Source organism: Halobaculum sp. P14 (genome assembly GCF_051195155.1).
Classification (GTDB): Archaea; Halobacteriota; Halobacteria; order Halobacteriales; family Haloferacaceae; genus JBNTKA01.
The window spans coordinates 228,384-245,695 of record NZ_JBNTKB010000001.1 but is presented as its reverse complement, the minus strand read 5'-3'; the positions used below and the strand labels follow the sequence as shown (position 1 = coordinate 245,695).

Annotated in this window: 20 protein-coding genes; 6 read left to right on the top strand and 14 right to left on the bottom strand. The window is 58.7% G+C overall.

From position 1 onward, the window contains the following. Window positions 1–3: 3 nt before the first annotated feature. Both ACQUS7_RS01300 and ACQUS7_RS01295 read right to left on the bottom strand, forming a co-directional pair. Window positions 4–420, bottom strand: a complete 417-nt coding sequence (locus ACQUS7_RS01300) for a hypothetical protein (protein ID WP_435143840.1) — start codon at window positions 418–420, stop codon at window positions 4–6. Beyond that, complete coding sequence (locus ACQUS7_RS01295; protein WP_435143838.1) at window positions 410–718, bottom strand: hypothetical protein; 309 nt, start codon at window positions 716–718, stop codon at window positions 410–412. Before ACQUS7_RS01295 ends, ACQUS7_RS01300 begins: the two co-directional genes overlap by 11 nt. A gap of 195 nt (window positions 719–913) precedes the next feature. On the opposite strand from ACQUS7_RS01295, the gene ACQUS7_RS01290 reads away from it, so the two are divergent. The 3 genes from ACQUS7_RS01290 to ACQUS7_RS01280 all read left to right on the top strand — a co-directional run bounded on the left by ACQUS7_RS01290 (window position 914) and on the right by ACQUS7_RS01280 (window position 1,936). Next, window positions 914–1,255, top strand: a complete 342-nt coding sequence (locus tag ACQUS7_RS01290; RefSeq protein ID WP_435143836.1) for a hypothetical protein — start codon at window positions 914–916, stop codon at window positions 1,253–1,255. A gap of 37 nt (window positions 1,256–1,292) precedes the next feature. After that, a complete protein-coding gene (locus ACQUS7_RS01285) occupies window positions 1,293–1,532 on the top strand; it encodes a type II toxin-antitoxin system HicB family antitoxin (protein WP_435143834.1) in 240 nt (79 codons plus the stop codon). Between the two features lie 131 nt (window positions 1,533–1,663). Next, window positions 1,664–1,936, top strand: a complete 273-nt coding sequence (locus tag ACQUS7_RS01280; RefSeq protein WP_435143831.1) for a PIN domain-containing protein — start codon at window positions 1,664–1,666, stop codon at window positions 1,934–1,936. A gap of 2 nt (window positions 1,937–1,938) precedes the next feature. Here ACQUS7_RS01280 and ACQUS7_RS01275 read toward each other — a convergent pair whose 3' ends face one another. From ACQUS7_RS01275 to ACQUS7_RS01255, 5 genes are all read right to left on the bottom strand, one after another. Continuing rightward, a complete protein-coding gene (locus ACQUS7_RS01275; protein ID WP_435143829.1) occupies window positions 1,939–2,643 on the bottom strand; it encodes a hypothetical protein in 705 nt (234 codons plus the stop codon). A 59-nt stretch (window positions 2,644–2,702) separates the two neighbouring features. Further along, complete coding sequence (locus tag ACQUS7_RS01270; RefSeq protein ID WP_435143827.1) at window positions 2,703–3,209, bottom strand: hypothetical protein; 507 nt, start codon at window positions 3,207–3,209, stop codon at window positions 2,703–2,705. After that, entirely contained in the window at window positions 3,209–3,658 is a 450-nt protein-coding gene (locus ACQUS7_RS01265) for a hypothetical protein (RefSeq protein ID WP_435143825.1), read from the bottom strand. The genes ACQUS7_RS01270 and ACQUS7_RS01265 overlap by 1 nt, the downstream gene beginning before the upstream one ends. After that, a complete protein-coding gene (locus ACQUS7_RS01260) occupies window positions 3,655–3,954 on the bottom strand; it encodes a hypothetical protein (protein ID WP_435143822.1) in 300 nt (99 codons plus the stop codon). Before ACQUS7_RS01260 ends, ACQUS7_RS01265 begins: the two co-directional genes overlap by 4 nt. Before the next feature lie 83 nt (window positions 3,955–4,037). Beyond that, the gene (locus tag ACQUS7_RS01255; RefSeq protein WP_435143819.1) at window positions 4,038–4,412 is read right to left on the bottom strand and encodes a PadR family transcriptional regulator; all 375 of its coding nucleotides are present in this window, start codon (window positions 4,410–4,412) and stop codon (window positions 4,038–4,040) included. A gap of 403 nt (window positions 4,413–4,815) precedes the next feature. Between ACQUS7_RS01255 and ACQUS7_RS01250 the strand changes: the two genes are divergently transcribed. Further along, window positions 4,816–5,094 carry a hypothetical protein gene (locus tag ACQUS7_RS01250; RefSeq protein ID WP_435143817.1) on the top strand — a complete coding sequence of 93 codons (279 nt, stop codon included), beginning with the start codon at window positions 4,816–4,818 and terminating at the stop codon, window positions 5,092–5,094. A gap of 215 nt (window positions 5,095–5,309) precedes the next feature. On the opposite strand, the gene ACQUS7_RS01245 is transcribed toward ACQUS7_RS01250, so the two are convergent. The 7 genes from ACQUS7_RS01245 to ACQUS7_RS01215 all read right to left on the bottom strand — a co-directional run bounded on the left by ACQUS7_RS01245 (window position 5,310) and on the right by ACQUS7_RS01215 (window position 14,388). Then, window positions 5,310–5,633 carry a hypothetical protein gene (locus ACQUS7_RS01245; RefSeq protein WP_435143814.1) on the bottom strand — a complete coding sequence of 108 codons (324 nt, stop codon included), beginning with the start codon at window positions 5,631–5,633 and terminating at the stop codon, window positions 5,310–5,312. Window positions 5,634–5,777: 144 nt separating this feature from the next. Beyond that, a complete protein-coding gene (locus ACQUS7_RS01240) occupies window positions 5,778–6,578 on the bottom strand; it encodes a DNA adenine methylase (RefSeq protein WP_435143812.1) in 801 nt (266 codons plus the stop codon). 80 nt (window positions 6,579–6,658) lie between these two features. Then, window positions 6,659–7,699, bottom strand: a complete 1,041-nt coding sequence (locus tag ACQUS7_RS01235) for a Cdc6/Cdc18 family protein (RefSeq protein ID WP_435143809.1) — start codon at window positions 7,697–7,699, stop codon at window positions 6,659–6,661. A gap of 110 nt (window positions 7,700–7,809) precedes the next feature. Beyond that, a complete protein-coding gene (locus tag ACQUS7_RS01230; RefSeq protein WP_435143806.1) occupies window positions 7,810–8,541 on the bottom strand; it encodes a M48 family metallopeptidase in 732 nt (243 codons plus the stop codon). Continuing rightward, entirely contained in the window at window positions 8,538–11,507 is a 2,970-nt protein-coding gene (locus ACQUS7_RS01225; RefSeq protein WP_435143803.1) for a type I restriction endonuclease subunit R, read from the bottom strand. The genes ACQUS7_RS01230 and ACQUS7_RS01225 overlap by 4 nt, the downstream gene beginning before the upstream one ends. A gap of 2 nt (window positions 11,508–11,509) precedes the next feature. After that, on the bottom strand, window positions 11,510–12,829 hold the full coding sequence (locus ACQUS7_RS01220) for a restriction endonuclease subunit S (RefSeq protein ID WP_435143801.1): 1,320 nt from the start codon (window positions 12,827–12,829) through the stop codon (window positions 11,510–11,512). After that, window positions 12,826–14,388 carry an N-6 DNA methylase gene (locus tag ACQUS7_RS01215; protein ID WP_435143799.1) on the bottom strand — a complete coding sequence of 521 codons (1,563 nt, stop codon included), beginning with the start codon at window positions 14,386–14,388 and terminating at the stop codon, window positions 12,826–12,828. Before ACQUS7_RS01215 ends, ACQUS7_RS01220 begins: the two co-directional genes overlap by 4 nt. A 640-nt stretch (window positions 14,389–15,028) precedes the next feature. Here ACQUS7_RS01215 and ACQUS7_RS01210 point away from each other — a divergent pair. Both ACQUS7_RS01210 and ACQUS7_RS01205 read left to right on the top strand, forming a co-directional pair. Next, window positions 15,029–15,916 (top strand): hypothetical protein, encoded by an 888-nt coding sequence (locus ACQUS7_RS01210; protein WP_435143796.1) that lies wholly within the window; start codon window positions 15,029–15,031, stop codon window positions 15,914–15,916. Between the two features lie 64 nt (window positions 15,917–15,980). Then, window positions 15,981–16,589, top strand: coding sequence for a type II toxin-antitoxin system antitoxin SocA domain-containing protein (locus tag ACQUS7_RS01205; protein ID WP_435143793.1), 609 nt, complete (start codon window positions 15,981–15,983; stop codon window positions 16,587–16,589). The last annotated feature ends 723 nt before the right edge of the window (window positions 16,590–17,312 follow it).

Here is a 17,312-nt window from a genome sequence, read left to right as displayed (position 1 = left end):
CCGTCATTCCGGCTGCACCTCCTCGAAGCCGTCAGTTGTCGGCTCGCTCAGCACGTCGTCGAACAGTTCCACGGCGCGCTCGACGGTGCTGGCGTCGACGCCGTCTGGGATGTCGACGCCGCCGTCGGTGACGAGCTGGTCGTCGTGGTCGGTTGGCTGCGGGTAGTCGTCCGGGTTGGCTGCGAGGAGCTTCTGGCCGAGTTCCGACGGATTACCACCGGCCGCGGTTTTCGGCGGGCGTTCGACCCCCTCGTCACCTCGCCAGCCGCACCCCTCGCAGACGTAGCTGTGCTCCGGGTCGGACCACGTCGACGTCCCGCGGACTTTCAGACGAGGTTCGTCACACTCTGGGCACGCCAACACGGTCCGTTCGTCGTCGCCGGCCAGACAGTCGGGGACCGGAGTCGAGTTAGACCGCATCGCCTGTCACCTCCGATTCGTCGCGGCCGTCTCCCGCGGCGCATGACTGACCGCCGTCCGCGACCACCCGGCTCTTGGCGCTCACGTCCGCGCTGTCGTCGAGGACCTGAGCGACGTCCCGAACCGGCACCCCGGCGACATCGAATCCACACGGCGCGAGCCGTGTCCGTCCCGGCCCCGTTGTCGTCAGGCCGTGGTCTGTAAGCGGCCGGCCGCACTCGGGACAGTCGGTTCTCTCGAAAAGCGATGCGTTCTCTCGGTCGGGGGTTTCAAGCCCCGTTGTGCTGTTGTCGTACATGGCTTTCGTGCCAGATCCACGAAGGCCCACGCGGACCGACGTCCCAGCGTCGGGTCCGCATCTTACTGCCGGACCCACCGACGAGCGACGGGTCCGCGAAGAGCCTCCGTTGCCCTTCCAAGTGAACGGCCCACCCATAATCTTACCGATGATAAGATACCGGTAGCTAAGTGGCACTAACTTCTTTCCAACGATATGGATACGCTGGCAAACACTTACAATCAAGTTACGACCGGAAAGAATGACGAACCAATGCTTCTCCGTCCCGTGGATTTCTCCATCTTGGACGAGCTTACCGAGGGACGGAACGTCGGTGCGAACCTCCACATGTCGCTTGACGTCTCCAGGCCCTACGTGAACAATCGGCTTGGGCAACTCGCGGACTACGGTCTCGTCCGACGAGTCGGTCCAAACGAAAGCGTCGGCCTCTACGAGATTACGGACCGTGGCCGCGCCGCGCTGGAGCTGCGCGACGAGTACGCGGAGACCGAGGACTTCGACGCGCTGATTGACGACTACCTCGACGCCGAGGATTGACCGAAGGCTTTTGCCCGATTCTGGACAACTACCAGGTATGAGCACGAAGCGCGAAATCCGTCTCATCGAGACGGACGACGGCGAATGGGCCGCCGTCGACGAGGATTCCGGTGTCACCAGTACCGGGGAAACCCGGGAAGAGGCGCTGTCGAACCTCGACGCGGAGACTTCGACTTCCGACGACGACGCGCCGCTCGGGGATCGACTCCGTGGCATGGCCGGAGACCTCGACGTGGACCCGGTCGAATCCGTCCGCGAAATCCGCGAGCGGACGTAGCGATGCGGTACTTTCTGGATACGAACGTGTTCGTCGCGGCCGTCCTCGACGACGACGAGGCGGAAGCGACCGGGACGGCGACCGCGCTTCTGAACGCGGACCATGAGTTCCTCACGTCGTAGCTGAATCTCATGGAGCTGCGGACGGTGCTGACGAAGAAACACCGACTGGATCGCGACCGGGCGGCCGCGATCGAGGACGAAGTCCGTTCGGACGTGGAGGTCGTCGTCCCCGATGCGGGAAGCGTCCTCGACGCGAACCAGCTTCAGGATGAAACGCTTCTCTACCCGATTGACAGCCTGATCTTGGCGTGCGCTCGGGAGTACGACGCGACGCTCGTTTCCTTCGACGCGGAGCTTATCGATGCCGGATCGGAACACCCGGTGGACGTGAACGACGCGTAGACTCATTGGAGGTGTTCACCTCCGTAGTCGACCTCGTACGGGTTTCCGTCGGGAGGATAGCGGGGGCAGATGACGAGCGCCCCGCTATCGGCGGACTCGAACACAACCGGTCGGTCCGGTTCGACGTGCACCGTGATTTCGTCGCTGTCGCCCGGAATTGTCTGATAATCCAGCAGTAGCAGGTACCGGTCGACGACGGCTGCCGTGTGGTCTGGGTCCGGGTCGATTGCCCTCGTGACTGCAGGGCTATGGATGTACTCGCCGAGGTCCGGCAAGCGGTCCTCTTCTTCCTCTTCTGGGTGGTTCGGGCAGATCGCCAGTGTCTCGCCGTCGGTGACGAAGTGGAGGTCGCGTCCAGACCTGAACTTAATCGCACGGAGAAGCTGCGCCCGCGTGATCGTGTGCGAGATCGTCTCCGTACCCGGGTCAACGCTGTCGATGACTGCGACCGCCCTGTGTCGTTCCACGGTTGTTTCGGTGTCGAAGTCAGGACTATCGTCGCCGAACATCCACCGCGGCTTCCCGCCGTCGGTGGCGAGCTCTGGTTCGTCGTCCTCCAGGCTGATCCACTCGTTGTCGTGGAGCCCTTTTCGCCAGGCGACGGGTTCGAGCGTGAGTTCCCGGCCGCAGCCGTCGAAGACGTCGCGGTCCGGGTGGTGCGCGTAGCATTCCCCGATGAGTGGTTCGGGTTCGTCGTCGATTTTCATGGGGCGGACGTGCGTCGCGCCGCATTCCGGGCAGCGGAACCGGACCGCGCTCAGTCGCGTCACTGACCGTCACCTCCGGTGGCTTCGACGGTGACGCGGTACGTCGTCGGGTCGTCGCCGTAGGGCTTCACGCTGACCTCACGGATTCCGATGTGACCGTTTACGACGTGCTGCCCTTCTGCTTCGAGGCTGCGGCGGTTGATGAGCGGGTACCGGTCGCGGTCCGCCGCGCCGGGCTTCATGTCTATCGTCGCGCCCCGGATGCGGAACACGACTCCCTCCGACAGGTCGACGTCTGCCGGCATCTCCAGCCCGTCGGCGTCGAGCGTCAGCGAGTCTGCGAGTTCAACGCCGCCGTCAGTGACGGCCGCGTGAGCCGGGTTCTCGGCCGTGCTGTCGCGGAGGAGACGCGCCACGGTCCGAAGGGGGAGCGCGGTCACGTCGCGGCCGCACGGGGCGAGCACGGTTGTCGCCGGCCCCTCGGCCGCGAGGCCGTGGTCCGCGAGCGGCTGCCCGCAGCTGCGGCACGTCTCGGCGGGGGTCTGCTCGCCTTCGTTCACCGCCATCAGGCGTCACCTCCGTTGTTGGAGTCGTTGAGGTCGCGGATGTTGTCCGCGAGTGATTCGACGAAGGCGTCGCGGCCGAACGGTTCGAACTGGATTGCGGAGAGCTCCTCGATTTGGTTGGTGAGCGCTTCTGCGATTGTGTCGGGCGTCACTGCGCCGTAGTCGTGCTCGACACTGTCGCGGTCGATGTGGACCATCTCGAACTGGTCTTCAATCGCCGCGTGGAGCGCGGTCGTGGTGACCGTGGTTGGGTCGGTGTTGTCGCTGGCGTGGAACGTGTGGAAGCCGAGGTCGCCGTACAGCATCATCCCGCTGAGCGTCGTCTCGGCGAACGCGTCGTTCGCCTCGCTCACTAGGTCTTGCGTTGTCTGCCTGGGCTCCTCGCCGCCGTCCGTGACGAGCCGGAGCTTCCCGCTGTCGGTCTCGTCGAGTGAGTCAGGCGACCTCATGCCGCCTCACCTCCGGTCCACACGACCAGACCATGGAATGCGAGTAGAACCCCTGCGACTGCGGCGAGGGCCCCGAGTCCGCCGGCGACGAACCACGCCGCTGTGATGACGGCGGCTGTGAGTAGGCTTGCGTCGGCGGCTGGTGCGTTCTTGAGGGCGGCGACGAGTCCGGCGGCGCCGACGGATGCGGGCAGCCATCTGGACGTGGCTGCGGTGTTGAACAGGTAGTGGTAGTTGCAGATTGGCCGTGGCGACACGTCTTCAGGGTGGTTTTCGCCGGTGCTTTTGCTGTACATCGGCCAGGTGCGGGCTGGGGACGCGGGGCGGCCGCATGACTGCATGGAGCAGCGCGTTTCCCACGGCGGAGTGGGTTGCTGCGTCACGCTTGCTCACCTCCGTTTTCGGCGGCTTCGTCGTCGAACGCGCTGGAGAGGAGGTTGATTCGGTCGTGGAGCAGCTGGCGGCCGGCGTCGGTGAGGACGTATTCGTTGGTGCGCTTGTCGAGTTCGGACTTCTCGACGAAGCCGTACTGTACGAGGTCGTCGAGGGCCGGGTAGAGCCGGCCGTGATTGATTTCTTCTCCGTACAGGCCCTCCAGGGTGTCTTTGATTGCGAGGCCGTACGGCGTCTCCTCGGCGGTCTGCAGGCGGGCGATGGCGTAGAGGACGTTCCCCTGGAACGCGGTGAGGTCGGTCCAGCGCGGTTGGTCGTTACTCTCGGTACACTTTTTCGACTGCGTGGATTGACTAGACATTGCTCTGGTCGTACTGCGGATACTGCGCTCTGCGCGTGGTTCGCGGACGATTCAGGGTGACCCACACCACGACGCCCTGGACTCTGCCAGGAGGTAGGGCGTCGTGGTCTGTCAGGTCACTCTCGGGACGAGAGACTCGTCGATGAGGTGGCGGTGCGTCCGTCCGTGCGGGGATTTCAAGTCCCCGGCAGGTGCATTCTGACATGGGTTCCGTACCCCGGATACGGGACCACACGCGGACTGGTGCGCTTACACCGAGTCCGCTTTCTACGGCGAATCGTCGCGTAGCGACGGTGCCGCGTGTTCGTCCCGTAACACCTCGTGTGAACGGGGGGAACTTAGTTGTTTGCACTAAGCTAACTGTTTGTAGCCGCTTAGTTTCCTCTGTGAAACCACCAACCACATGATAATATGGTGCCTGAGATTCCACGCAAGGACGATGGCCGGTGGTCGCGAGGAAACGGTTGATGATAGCGAGATTCTCCGTGTCTTCAGGGAGTCGGAGGACCCGGCGCTCTTTACTGGAGAGGTTGCTGACGCCATTGGGTTCTCTAATCAGGGAACACTCCCACGTCTTCGGAACCTCGCTGAACGCGGACTTCTGTCCACCAAGAAATCGGGGAGAGTGCCGATGTGGTGGTTGACGGACGAGGGCCGCGAGTACCTCGACGAGGGGGAATAACGCAGTGTACGACTTTCGCGCTCGGGTGTTGTTTGTGATTCTGTTGCTGGTGGTCGTCGGGTCGTCGCTAGGGCTCTCTGCGCTCGTGTTGATCCTGTACTGAGTGACACCCGAGACCGTCAGAAACGGCTGCTCACGGTCGCCCTGGTATCCTGCTTGCCGTCTCAGGACGACGAAGACACCGAAGGCGAGGCGCGGAGAGAGCCGAGTTGCCATCAGTGGCCTCTGAGCAGCCGCGTTTCGGTCTGTTCAGTGACGACGTCCATCCAGTCGGGAAGTGCGTCGATGACGACCGGGACGCGGCCCTGGAACGCGCGCTGCGGTTTCACGCGGCCGCGGACCACGTGGACGTCGAGCCGCCAGTCGCCGTGGTCGCTTGGCGTGTTGATGTCGAGCTGGAAGGTGTGGTTTGCGTCGACGCTCGCCTCGACGGTGACCTGGTCTGGTGCGTCTGGGCGGTCGACGCCGTGGCCGACCAGGTCGACGGTGAACTCGCTGGTCTGTGCTCCGTTTCCGTGGGCCGGTCCGTTTGTGGCCATATCTGGTTGTGAGAGCTATCCCGACAAGAGGCTCGCGCGGAGGGTTCCGATTGGTTCCGCTCCGAACGAATCGCAAGACGGCGAGCGGGCCGAAAGTTCCGTTCCGGGTTCCGTTCCGAATTTCGTCCAGCCGCTCACCAGCGCCTATTCTGCTGGCTGGTCTTGGTCGAAGTCGAAGTTGGCGACGAGCCGTTCGGTGGCTTCGTTCGTGGAGCCCGTCTTCCCGTTGTTGATGAAGAACCGTTCGTCTCGTGAGAGAACCGGGAAGTCCTGCAGCCCCGCGGGGAGGTCCTCGTACGAACAGAGCCAGTTCCCGTCGAGGTCCGCCAGGGTTTCCGCGAACCGCTCGTGGTCGATGCTGCCAGCTGGGTAGTAGTCCTCTTTCCCGATGTACGGTGGGTCGCAGTAGAACACCGTCTCCGCGCTGTCGTACTTCGAGAGGACCTCGTCCCAGTCGAGGTTCTCCAGGACGACGTCGTCGAATCGCTCCGCGAACTCTCGGAGGATGTCGATTTTGTTGGAGAAACTGGTGGCGGGGTTCGACACCTTGCTTGTCCCGAACCCGCCTCCTGAGTCGTACTTTGCTCCCCACTGCGTGTACCGGAGGAAGAAGAATCGGCCTGCCCGCTCGATGTCGTCCGTCGGCCGGTAGCCTCGGTAGTAGAGGTCCGCCCATTCCTCATGGAGGCTCCGCGAATACGGGGCTGCTGCGAGCCATTCGACCAGTTCATCTGGCTGTTCCCGAAGGATTTCGAAGAACTGGACGAGGTCTTCGTCGGTGTCGTTGTAGACTTCGACCGTGCTTACGTCGGGGTCTTTGTTCACCAGGACCGCTGCGGCTCCGCCGAACACTTCGACGAAACAGTCGTGGTCGGGGAGGTGTTCGAGAATCCAGTTCGAGAGCTTCGTCTTTCCACCCGGATAGGGGAATACCGTTCGTGGCATCAGTTCCTTCGGACCCGTCGCCTAGTGAAAAGCACGAGGCTGGTGGTTCCACTTGGTTCCGTTCCGACGCCGTGCCCGGGTTATTCTCCGTCTTCCAGTGGAGTCAACTCGGCCGAGTCCACCGGGACGACCCTGTACTTCCTCCCTCGGTTGTCCCGGGACGACGTAATCAAGTTGTAGTGCTCCATCTTGGGAAGATGGCTTTTCCGGAGCGCCCTGAGCGAAATCGGGTCTGCGTGCTCCTCCCTGTACTTCTCGTACAGGTGCTTCTGAATTAACGGTCCGTCGCGCTCGAGGACCCGGAACAGACTCCGCTGATGCGGATTTAGCTTCGAAATCGTCTTCCGCCGAACTTCGTCTTTCGCGTCCACCAAAGACGACTCGACGAATCGGACCGGAATCGTCGATAAGCCCTCAGACGTGGCTTTTCGCGCAGCGACTCGAAGCGCAGTAATTGCTGTTCTCGCGTCTCCCTCGGCAAGCTGTGCAATCCGTTTAAGCACGGACCGCTCCACGGCGCTGGGGTCGAGGCCTTCGCGAGCGCGACGGTGGAGAATCTCCGTCACTGTCGTCTCGTCATATCGGTCGAAGTTGACGGAGTACCCGACTGAGACTCGTGATCGGATGCGGTCGTCTAAATCGGCGAGGAGGTCGATCTCTCGGTTGGCGATACAGATCCAGGCGACGCCGTGGATTGTGTGGAGATCGTAGAGAACCTTCGAATCAGATATTTGGTCGACTTCGTCGAGTATCACCACGGCCGGCCCCGTGAGGCCCGCCTGAATCGTTTCGGTGAGCTCTCGAATCGGAGCGTTTTGCCTGACTGCAGCGCCGACTAGTTCTTTCGCGATTCGCTCCAGCACGCCGTTCCGCGTGTAGTCAGCCCAGCAGTTCACGTAGGCAGTTGGGAGGTCCAGGACTTCGCGGCGCAGCTCGCGAACAGCTGCTCGTGCGACCGTGGTTTTCCCGGCGCCGGAGGGGCCGAACAGGAAACAGTTCTCGGCCCGGAACCCGTCTTCGACAGGTGCGAGCGCGTCTGTCACTTCGTTCATGTGCCGGTTCCGGCCGACGATTTCGTTTGGGAGATGTTCGTCGTCGAAGACCGTTCCATCACGTAGCATTCGAGAAAGTGGTCTGCGAGCTGAACGGATAAGGGAGAGCCATGGGCGGAGTGAAGGTGAAAGTGGTCTTGCGATTGGATCTGCCCCTTCTCGTAGAGTAGGCCGGGACTCTATACTGTGAGTGTGTTTCCGTTGATTCGGAGCCAGTCTCGGCGGTCCCGATAGTCCGGAAGTATTGTCCCGACGGTGTTCCAGAACGCGTCTGAGTGGTCACCGTGATTTTCGTGGGCTAACTCGTGGACGAGCACGTAGTCCTGAATCCGAACGGGGGCAAGTATTAGTCGCCAGTTCAATCGGACAGTTCCGTCTTCGTACTCACCCCAACGGTCGGTGAGGTCCACCACCTCGATGTCGGCGTCTCTGACGCCGAGTTTTGCTTCAAACCGGTCGCTCCGTTCGGGTATCTCTTCTTTTGCGGTTTCGACGTACCAGTCGACGACTGCCTGACGTTTCCGCCGGATGCTGACGTGGTCGGTTGATGCGTCGAAGTCATGGACACGGATACGGAACTTGTGGCCGTCGAATGTGACTGTCGGCTCCGGAACATCGGCCTCGACGACCTTCAACGGGTACTGGCGTCCTTTGTATGGAAGCGTCTCGCCGCTCAGGAACTCGCGGGAGTATGGTGGTGATGCCTGTTTTTCGAGGCCGTACAGTTTCTCTAGGAGCCACGGCTGTTTTTCATTGAGTGTCTCTTCCACATCGGTTGTGGAAGCTGTTACAGGGGCGCGAACGGTCAGTTCTCCGTTGTCGTCGAGGGAGAGCCCGATTGTCTCCCGGCTATCCGACCAGTCGATCTGATACGGAATAACCGTCTGGCCGATATGGTACGTCTGCGTCATTCGTAGTGAGCACGTGCGAGTTCTACGACACGATTCGTGAGTGCCGTTCGTTCGTCGTCACTCATCTTGATGCCCGACTTAAGCAACTGGAGCGCCACCCGTTTTCGCATCTTCTGCTGGACCGTGACCTTCTCTTGCCACTCAACGACATCGGCCACATCTTCAACCTCGGCGACCAGCTCGCCTGTCAGTCCGACGAGTTCCTGCTGGTCGACGTCGTGATCTTCGTGGCGCAGCACGTCCTCAAGGGCGTGATAGAAGGACAGTTCGGTTGCGTTGTCGAGCCCCTTTGATTTCGCTTGTTGGTCACGGGAGCGAATCTCGTTCAGTACGTCTTGGAGTTCCTCGATGAGTTCCCGGTCTGTCAGCCGCTTCTCACGGTAATCTTCGATGAGTTCCTCGACGCGTTCCTGAAGGGATTCGTACTGGACTGGGTCCTCGTCGTATCGGACGGAAATCTCGTGTTTGAGGGCGTGTTGCATCTCGCTTGCTCGGGCTTCCTCGTCCTCGATGGACTCAATGTTCGCGTCGAATTCGTCGCCCTCCATTATCGAAACCGGGTCTTCGTTCAGCACGTCGATGCCCTTCGACTGAATATGGTCCTGAATGATCTCCCTAACCTTCTCGCCGGTCCCCTCGAGGTTCATTGACTCATCCCGGTAGCGCTGTTTGGCCTGAGCGAATATCTCGCCGAGCCGGTCGAGATCATCTGTATATGGGTTCGCCATCGGGTCTGGGAGGACGATGTTCATCAGCTTCGAGAAGCGCTTGTACGCGTTCACGAACTCGATGCGGGTGTCCTCCGGCTCAAGGGTCTGGAGACATGCCTCCATGTCATTGAGGTCCTCAAAGAAGGAAATGGCCTTGCCGTGGGCTGCTTCCAGGTCGGCCTGCTTGTCCTTGACGGGAACCATTGCGCGCTCAACGTCCTCTTCGGAGAACATCGCCAGCGCCTCGCGGAGGTCGTCGGAGACGCCGTAGTAGTCGACGATCAGACCGTGAGTCTTCTCAGGGAACGGCCGGTTGACGCGGGCGATGGCCTGGAGGAGGTTGTGCTCCTTCAGCGGTTTGTCCAGATACATCACCTGGGCAACCGGAGCGTCGAATCCCGTGAGGAGCATTTTGCAGACGACGAGAAGCTCGACCTCGCCGTCGGGATCGACGAATGACTCCTTGTAGTTGGAGATTTCGCTGTCCGACGGCGTCCAGCGCTTGATGTGCTCGGGGTCGTTGTGGCCCGGTGAAATGACCACGCGGGATTCGGGGCCGTTCAGCTCGTCGAGCTTCTCCTTGTACCGGACGGCGGCCTCCTTGCTCGAGGTGACGACCAGTCCTTTGAATCGGTCCGCAACGTCGTTCTCGTAGTGTTCGATGAGGTCAAGCGCGACTTCCTCAATTCGCGCTTCTGCCTCCGCGAGGTCCTGCTCGCGGGCGTACCGTTTCTTGATCTCCGCTTTCTCCTCGTCGGTGTAATCCGCGAAGACGCGGTCAAAAATTCGGTCGAGGTTCTGGCCCTCAAGGTGGATGTCGGCGAGCCGGCCCTGGTAGAGGATCTCGACTGTCGTATCGTCTTCGAGCGACTGGTCGATGGTGTACGTATCGATGTAATTTCCGAAAGTCTGGCGCGTATCGCGCTCTTCTTTCTCGATTGGTGTCCCGGTGAAGCCGATGTAGAAGGCGTTCGGGAGCGCGGTCCGCATGTTGTTCGCGAGCTCCTTGTACTGGGTTCGGTGCGCCTCGTCGACCATCACGAAGATGTCGTCGTCGCGGGAGAGCACGGGGAAGTCGCCTTTCTCGTCCTCGTCGAGTTGGAACTTCTGGATGAGCGTCGTGATGGTCTCGCCTGCGTTGTGTTGGAGTTTCTCCCGGAGTTCTTCCTTATTGTCGGCCTGCTTCGGATTCGGGAAGCCACAGCGCTCGAACGTCGCGTGAATCTGGTCGTCGAGTGCAGTTCGATCCGTTACTAAGAGGAGTGTCGGGTCTGGCTTCTCGCGGCGGAGCTTGAGGCCCAAGAAGAGCATCGTGAGCGACTTCCCGGAGCCCTGGGTGTGCCAGACGACGCCGCCCTGCGCTTCGTGGCGTGTGCGGCGATTAATGCGTTCAAGGGCCTTGTGGACGGCGCGGTACTGCTGGTAGCGCGCGACCATCTTCACCGTCCCGGATTGTTTGGTCTCGAAGACGGTGAAGTTCCGGAGCAAGTCGAGCAAGCGTTCTGGCTCGAAGAGCGCGTACAGCATCCGGTGCTGAGGTGTAACATAGTCGATACCGAACCGCTCTGAAAGCTGTTCGTCGTCTGCGGGATAGGGATCGCGCCACGGCTTGTATTGGTCCTTCGGCGTGCCGTAGGTTCCCAACACCGCGCCCTCGTACCACGCCGCGACGGAGAACTGGTTGTATCGGAAGAGTTCCTCTGCGCCTTCGCTGCCGGTTTTGGTCCGTTCGTTCTGGTAGCGTTGGAGCTGTTCGAGCGCCTCGCTGCGCGGCTCGGCGACGGTCGGCGCCTTGCACTCGATGACACCCAACGGGAGACCGTTGACGAACAGCGTGATGTCGGGCTTGATGGTCTCTATGTCGCCCTCAACGTCGAACTGGCTCAGCGCGAAGAGGTCGTTGTTCGCGGGGTTCTCGTAGTCGATGTACTCGACCGTCTGGTGTTTCGGCCCGTAGCCACGGTCCTGCTCGACGGACGTGTGGCGAACGAGCTTCTCGTGGATCTGCTCGTTCTCGTCCATCGCGCTCGTCCCCGTGACGTGCTGGATTTCACGGACGACCTGATTCAGGTTGTTCTCGTCAATCCAGGGGTTGAGGTCTTTGACGGCCCTCTGAAGTCGGGGTTCGAGTACAGCCGATGATTTGGTGTCCCGTGGGTCGGTCCAGTTTTCGGCCTGTTGGTCGTGGATCTCCCAGCCGAGGGTGGCCAGGGTTTCGAGAGCGGGGCGTTCAGTGTCGGCGTACTCGTCGGGCATGGTTATTCAGTCTCTAGACGACGCTTGCCTGTGAGGAGGTCCTGCATCAGGCCACGCTTGAGTTCTTGGTAGGCTTCCTTAGTTTCCTGTTCGTCCTGCATTTTCTGATTTACCCGGTGGAACGCTTCGGAGATCTCTCGCTGTTCCTCAATTGGCGGGAGTAGGATTGGCATCGTCTGAAGATCCGTCTTAGAAAGTTCAATTTGGCCGGTAGATCCAGCAACACAGAACGCGTATAGCATCTTCTGCCCATGATTTGACTCCAGATAGAACCGTAGATAGGTGGGGTCAAGCACAGAGTCATCGGGATGTACTCGAGTGATATGGGAGTCGAGAGCGTGCGTATCTGATTCATTTGTCCATTCCAATGCACGGCCAAGTGTTCCTTTTCCTGTGGAGTTGATGAGTACGTCGCCGTTCTTGACCCAGTACTTATCTTTCCAACCTGACGCAACCTCGGCATCGAGACGGTTCAGCTCCTCTGGGTGGAAGCCATCCCAGTAGATACAGGACTGGTTCAGAACAGGAACCCCTCCTTCCTCAACGTATGCCGGCTGCTTCCCCCGGGTGATGATCTCAGTCACATTCTCCAACCGGGCCATCCGCCATTCAGCCGGAATTTTCAGTCTTCGGGGACCAAGGTACAGTTCCACATATTCGTCATGACCGATCCCTTGGACCAGCAGGTCCTGCATTAAGCCCCGCTTCAACTCGTCTGTCTCCTCAATCGCGTCGTCTACTTCCTGAACTCGTCTGTCCACCGTCGAAAGCACGTCGGCGATGCGTCGCTGTTCGGAGAGGGGAGGGGTAAATAGCTGGACGTTTTCAAAGTCGGATTTGTTAACCGCAGGATAGCTGGTCCCTGTCATCCGATTCGTCATTTGGTCCAAGAAATACTTGCTCAATACAGCCTGCGTGACATACGCCGCCGAAACACCATCCCGCGCAGATAGAACTGCAAATCCAGTCGAACAGACTTTTCCATCGTGTTCTTCAGTGACAGGTGCGAACGCTTGGAGGTACGGTCGTACTTTCCCGACGAGTGTGTCGCCCTCATGAACTATCTGCTTCGCTCGACTGGGTGCCTCATCAACCGGCGTGGTTTTCGACCTCTCAATACGGCCTGTTGACACTGAATCGATGTCGATGTACTCGAAAGTCTCGGAATCGTGCTCTTCTGGGTCAAATCGTTCCGTACTCAGATCGCAGAGTTCTGGTATCGTTCTTGTTTCCCAATCGAGAGGTATCTCAAATTGTTTTGGCCCGATTTGGGCTACTTCATGATCCCCTCGAGTATCTGTTGTCTCCAGATGTCTACTCATCGATAGTCCAGTTCCTCCATGTACTCCTCCAGTTCTGCTTCCGTCCGTTCGCGCTTCTCGGCCAGCCGGTCCAACTCTTCCAGTTTTGCGCTCACATCTATCGGCTCTTCGGGCTCTGTCGTGTCGACGTAACGTGGAACGTTAAGGTTCCAGTCGTTCTCCTTGATCTCCTCCAGATCCACGAGCCGACTGTGGTGGTCCTCCTCCCGCCCGGTTAGGTAGCTTTCGGCGAGATACTCGACACCCCCATCGGTGAGTTGATTCTGATTGGATTGTTCCTCATACACCTGCGTACCGGACTCTCGCAGTTCCTCGTCCTCCGCATAGATGAAGAGTACTCTGTCCTTCCGCTCTTCCGGCTTGTCCTTGTTGAAGATGAGCAGACAGCCCGGTGAACTCGTATTGTAGAAGAGGTTCTCCGGGAGTGCGATGACTGCCTCAATGAGGTCGTCCTCCAGGAACGGCTTGCGGATCTTCTTCTCCGAGCGTGAGCGGAAGAGCACCCCATTGTCCATCACGATGCCTGCCTTCCCTGTCTCGTTGAGTGAGGCGATCATCAGTTGAATCCACGCCCAGTCGCCACGGTTCTTCGGCGGCAGGCCGTAGTCGAAGCGGTTGTATGGCTCGTTCTCTTGCACCCACTCCTTGCCCCACGTCTTGTCGTTCCAGGGCGGGTTTGCGACGACCCGGTCGAACTTTTCGAGCTCGTCGTGCTCGGTGACGAACTGCGGGTCTTTGATGGTGTCGCCCTTCGCGAGCGTCGTGTCCTGCAACTCGTGGAGGAGGACGTTCATCTCGCCGATGGCCCACGTATTCAGGTTCTTCTCCTGGCCGTAGAGGGAGATGTCCTCCTTGTCGCCGCCCTTCTCAGCGACGTGCTGGGCGGAGTAGATGAGCATCCCGCCCGAACCACAGGCCGGGTCGTACACCCGATTTCCCGGCTCCGGGTCGACACAGTCGACGAGCAGCTGGACAACCTCGCGGGGCGTGTAGAACTCGCCGCCCTTCTTCCCGGCGTCGTCGGCGAACTGCCGAATCAGATACTCGTAGGCCCGCCCGAAGATGTCGGGGTCCTCCAGGTCTGCGTTCCGGTAGCGGTGCTTGTCGAAGTGTGTGACCAGTTCGTCGAGGGTGGCGTCGGAGAGCCGTTCTTTGTCGTTGAAGTCGACGGTCGTGAGGACGCGGTCGGCGATGGCGTCGTTTTCGTCTTCGACTGCTTCGAGGGCCTTCGAGAGCGCGGCGCCAATGTCGGTGTCTTGGGCTTTGATGTGGTCCCACCGAGCGCGTTCGGGGACCCAGAATTCGTCGTGAAGGTCCCGGTAGTCTCGAACGAAGTCTTTGTCGTTGCCGGTCTCTTCGGCGAGCTCCTCGGTTTCTTCTTCGAAGCGGTCGTTGATTCGCTTCAGGAAGAGGATTCCGAAGATGTAATTTTTGTAGTCCGCGGCGTCGATAGAGCCGCGCAGAATATCGGCAGCTTCCCAAAGATGGGTTTCCAGCGTGTCTAAGTCGAGAGTTCCTCCCTCCGCGTACTGGGAGATGCTCTCATTCTCAGAAGCCATACCTGCACTCATTTCCCTTATCTTCTTATCAGTTTCTGCTCCGGTCAGCGTCAGGCGATATTTGGGGGCCGACACCTATGGCGTTTGACCCCGATAAACAGCCTCCAGACGCAGGCAAGACTCTTTGGAGTTGTGACTTCTGTTTTTCCTCGGTTGCTACTCCCTGAGTCGCCATTGGTGACGCGGGTGAACCCAGTCCCAAGAGTCGACGTCGGCCTCGTCGAAGTATTCGCCGCGGCCGGCGTACCGGATTTCTTCGGGAGCATCCCGAGCGAGATCGTCGACGCCGATCTCTGACGGCCGCAAGCGGCACTGCGGCCACCGGAGGCTGTGCGGCCTGGGCGGAGTGCGGGGTTCGGATGACAGCAGAAGGGAAACTTTTGAGCTATTTTCCCATACGTCCACGGGATTAGCGACATGTCCACATAGAAGGAAGATATATGATGAACGAGACACCTGGTTGTGTCAAGTGGTGAAATAGTTGCCTCAGCGTCTTCTACAACTGTTCGGTACCTACGACCTGTTTGGAAAGTCAGTACCTGGGGCTGCGCTTTCCCTCGGAATCATTTCTCTTCTTCCAGCTTCGTCTTTTCCATCACTCAACGGTCAGAGCTTTGCGGGTATAGCCGCGCTCCTTATTGTGTTGCTTCTTACTGGTCTAACGATTGGTCAGGGAGTTCATACGCTTGCAGACAACTTCGAGAAGGCGTTCCTTTGGTTGGTCCGACGTATCCGAAACTCAGCGAATCTTTTAGCAACGTCGGTTGATACCGATCTCTCTGCGAAGTCTCTCAAATCAACAACTGACCCGACGAACCCACCGAAGAGACATAGAAGGGTACTAAACAACTGGTGGGATGGTAGTATCGAGTGGTTACGGCGCCGATACTGGGGGAGTTATGACTCTCTGATCGGCCACCGCTATTTGTTTGCTCGTTCGATTGAATGGAACTACAGCCAGGAGAGAGGCGATGATCGCTGGAATACTGAATCCCGAGGAGAGCTTTTTGACCACTTCATCGACGGATACAAAGATGCTTTCGGCCATGATCTCAGAAAGCACGTGCACAGCACCCAGGACATAGTCAACAGATACCCGCTAATAACGGCTAAACTCAAACAATCGAATGGCAGTGGGTATCAGAACTTCCAGGCAACGTACTCCTTCTGTCGGAGCATGTGGGTTGTCTTTCTGTTACTTTTTGTCGTCTACTTCGACTTGATGTTCTTGGGTTGCTACGGTGGCATCATTAATGCCTGCGTAACAATCGGTCAACCGGTTGTACTCTCAGCTGTGAGTGAAAAATTGTATCCTCTTCTTCTGGGTCTGATCGGAAGTGGAGTAGTGGTTTTCTTCGATGCTGCAGGGACGTATAAGCGCCATTACGTGGAGTATCTTATTGCTGAATTTGGTGTGACCTATTTGGATGGCCATGAAGCGAATGATGGAGATGGAGACGAGGAGTCTCAGGAAAATAAGGCCGATCCTGGGAAAACAATAAGTAGCCCGCTTCGAGGCGTACAATGACCACTCAAACTTCACCTCCACCACAAGGTAAGGCATTAAGTCACAGAGAGCGTAAATGGTATCAATGACCCTCCGGGAAACCCTTCCTCCGAATCAAACATTCGAGGTCGATTCGGAGGTCCAAGACAAAGAGATTGTGAAGGGCTTCTTGGAGAGATATCGCTATTTACACGAATATCGGATTCAAAAACTGGTATACATAACGGAAGTGGTTTCAGTGTATGAGCGTGGGAAGCGACTCACAGAGTTTGACTTCAAGCCATACTTGTATGGTGCCTATGCAGACAATCTTCCCCAGATGCTAGAGCGTCTTGCTGAGGATGGGGAAGTGGATACGAAGAAGGACACCCACCACGGTAAAAAGACGACTGCCTACATGAGCGTGGATGAATCTGGTAAAGAGATTTCGGCTACGCTCACGGACGAAGTTGGCGACATCATCGAAAGAGTTCACGAGGCAACAAAGTCGATGAGCAATGAAGAACTTGCAAAGTGGAGCAAGGAGACTTGGCTGTACCAAGAGGAAGGTTACGGAAAACCTATGGACTTCAGCCGTTTGATGCAGCGGAGCGAAAGAGAGATTGAAGAAGAATTAAAGCAAGGGTTCCCGGATTTAGAGTTGAGTCCACAGAGAGGGTCTGGAGGGGCCGGCTCATTCGGAACCCCAAGCTGACGACATCCGAACGGTGAGTTACTAAGCGAATGGCGGGCGAGTACAGCCTCGTGGATCTCCGTATTAGATCGCAAAAGACGATAAAATAGTCTTACGTCAGGGTCAGTAATGAGCGAGAACCTTGACGATCACCATCCTCGCGCTCAACGGATTCTCCAGGCGACAGAGCGGTTCATTTCGGATTTCAACCGATGTATCCCCAGCAGTCACGCCACGGAAGTCATGTACGGGTAAAGCCCTCTACGGAGAGGTGAAATCGAGCAGGCGCCCGAGCGATTCATTGAGGAACAATACATCCAACGGGTGATGAGCGCCTTTCAGCAAACATACCGGCCGCAGCCGAAAGGGTTTGATGGATTAGGAGGTCGGATTCCCGACTTCACAATTCTGAATGTCGAACCGACGGTAATTGGGGAGCTGAAGAAGCCGAACCGCAACTTGGACGCGAGGAGTGAGTCCCACAAGTACCTCGACCTAATCGATGAACGACCCGTGGTCGGAATTGCGACGGACGGCTGGACGTGGATACCCCACTGCCGACGAGGGTGAGGAACCAGTACACGAAGCAGGTAAGCCTCCGCCGAATCATCAAGGAGCTCGCCCGTGCCGAGTCTTACGAACGAACACGGAAACACCCACAGCGTGTCCTTCGATAGCGGTGCTAAATTTGCGGATGCATTTAGATCCAGTGCCTTAGAGAGCCACTTTGAGTAAAACGAGAAT

What these genes read in the sequence shown, in the direction of transcription:
- ACQUS7_RS01300 (WP_435143840.1), bottom strand. Translation starts at nt 420, where the DNA reads ATGCGGTCTAACTCGACTCCGGTCCCCGACTGTCTGGCCGGCGACGAC.
- ACQUS7_RS01295 (WP_435143838.1), bottom strand. Translation starts at nt 718, where the DNA reads ATGTACGACAACAGCACAACGGGGCTTGAAACCCCCGACCGAGAGAAC.
- ACQUS7_RS01290 (WP_435143836.1), top strand. Translation starts at nt 914, where the DNA reads ATGGATACGCTGGCAAACACTTACAATCAAGTTACGACCGGAAAGAAT.
- ACQUS7_RS01285 (WP_435143834.1), top strand. Translation starts at nt 1,293, where the DNA reads ATGAGCACGAAGCGCGAAATCCGTCTCATCGAGACGGACGACGGCGAA.
- ACQUS7_RS01280 (WP_435143831.1), top strand. Translation starts at nt 1,664, where the DNA reads ATGGAGCTGCGGACGGTGCTGACGAAGAAACACCGACTGGATCGCGAC.
- ACQUS7_RS01275 (WP_435143829.1), bottom strand. Translation starts at nt 2,643, where the DNA reads ATGAAAATCGACGACGAACCCGAACCACTCATCGGGGAATGCTACGCG.
- ACQUS7_RS01270 (WP_435143827.1), bottom strand. Translation starts at nt 3,209, where the DNA reads ATGGCGGTGAACGAAGGCGAGCAGACCCCCGCCGAGACGTGCCGCAGC.
- ACQUS7_RS01265 (WP_435143825.1), bottom strand. Translation starts at nt 3,658, where the DNA reads ATGAGGTCGCCTGACTCACTCGACGAGACCGACAGCGGGAAGCTCCGG.
- ACQUS7_RS01260 (WP_435143822.1), bottom strand. Translation starts at nt 3,954, where the DNA reads ATGTACAGCAAAAGCACCGGCGAAAACCACCCTGAAGACGTGTCGCCA.
- ACQUS7_RS01255 (WP_435143819.1), bottom strand. Translation starts at nt 4,412, where the DNA reads ATGTCTAGTCAATCCACGCAGTCGAAAAAGTGTACCGAGAGTAACGAC.
- ACQUS7_RS01250 (WP_435143817.1), top strand. Translation starts at nt 4,816, where the DNA reads ATGATAATATGGTGCCTGAGATTCCACGCAAGGACGATGGCCGGTGGT.
- ACQUS7_RS01245 (WP_435143814.1), bottom strand. Translation starts at nt 5,633, where the DNA reads ATGGCCACAAACGGACCGGCCCACGGAAACGGAGCACAGACCAGCGAG.
- ACQUS7_RS01240 (WP_435143812.1), bottom strand. Translation starts at nt 6,578, where the DNA reads ATGCCACGAACGGTATTCCCCTATCCGGGTGGAAAGACGAAGCTCTCG.
- ACQUS7_RS01235 (WP_435143809.1), bottom strand. Translation starts at nt 7,699, where the DNA reads ATGCTACGTGATGGAACGGTCTTCGACGACGAACATCTCCCAAACGAA.
- ACQUS7_RS01230 (WP_435143806.1), bottom strand. Translation starts at nt 8,541, where the DNA reads ATGACGCAGACGTACCATATCGGCCAGACGGTTATTCCGTATCAGATC.
- ACQUS7_RS01225 (WP_435143803.1), bottom strand. Translation starts at nt 11,507, where the DNA reads ATGCCCGACGAGTACGCCGACACTGAACGCCCCGCTCTCGAAACCCTG.
- ACQUS7_RS01220 (WP_435143801.1), bottom strand. Translation starts at nt 12,829, where the DNA reads ATGAGTAGACATCTGGAGACAACAGATACTCGAGGGGATCATGAAGTA.
- ACQUS7_RS01215 (WP_435143799.1), bottom strand. Translation starts at nt 14,388, where the DNA reads ATGGCTTCTGAGAATGAGAGCATCTCCCAGTACGCGGAGGGAGGAACT.
- ACQUS7_RS01205 (WP_435143793.1), top strand. Translation starts at nt 15,981, where the DNA reads ATGACCCTCCGGGAAACCCTTCCTCCGAATCAAACATTCGAGGTCGAT.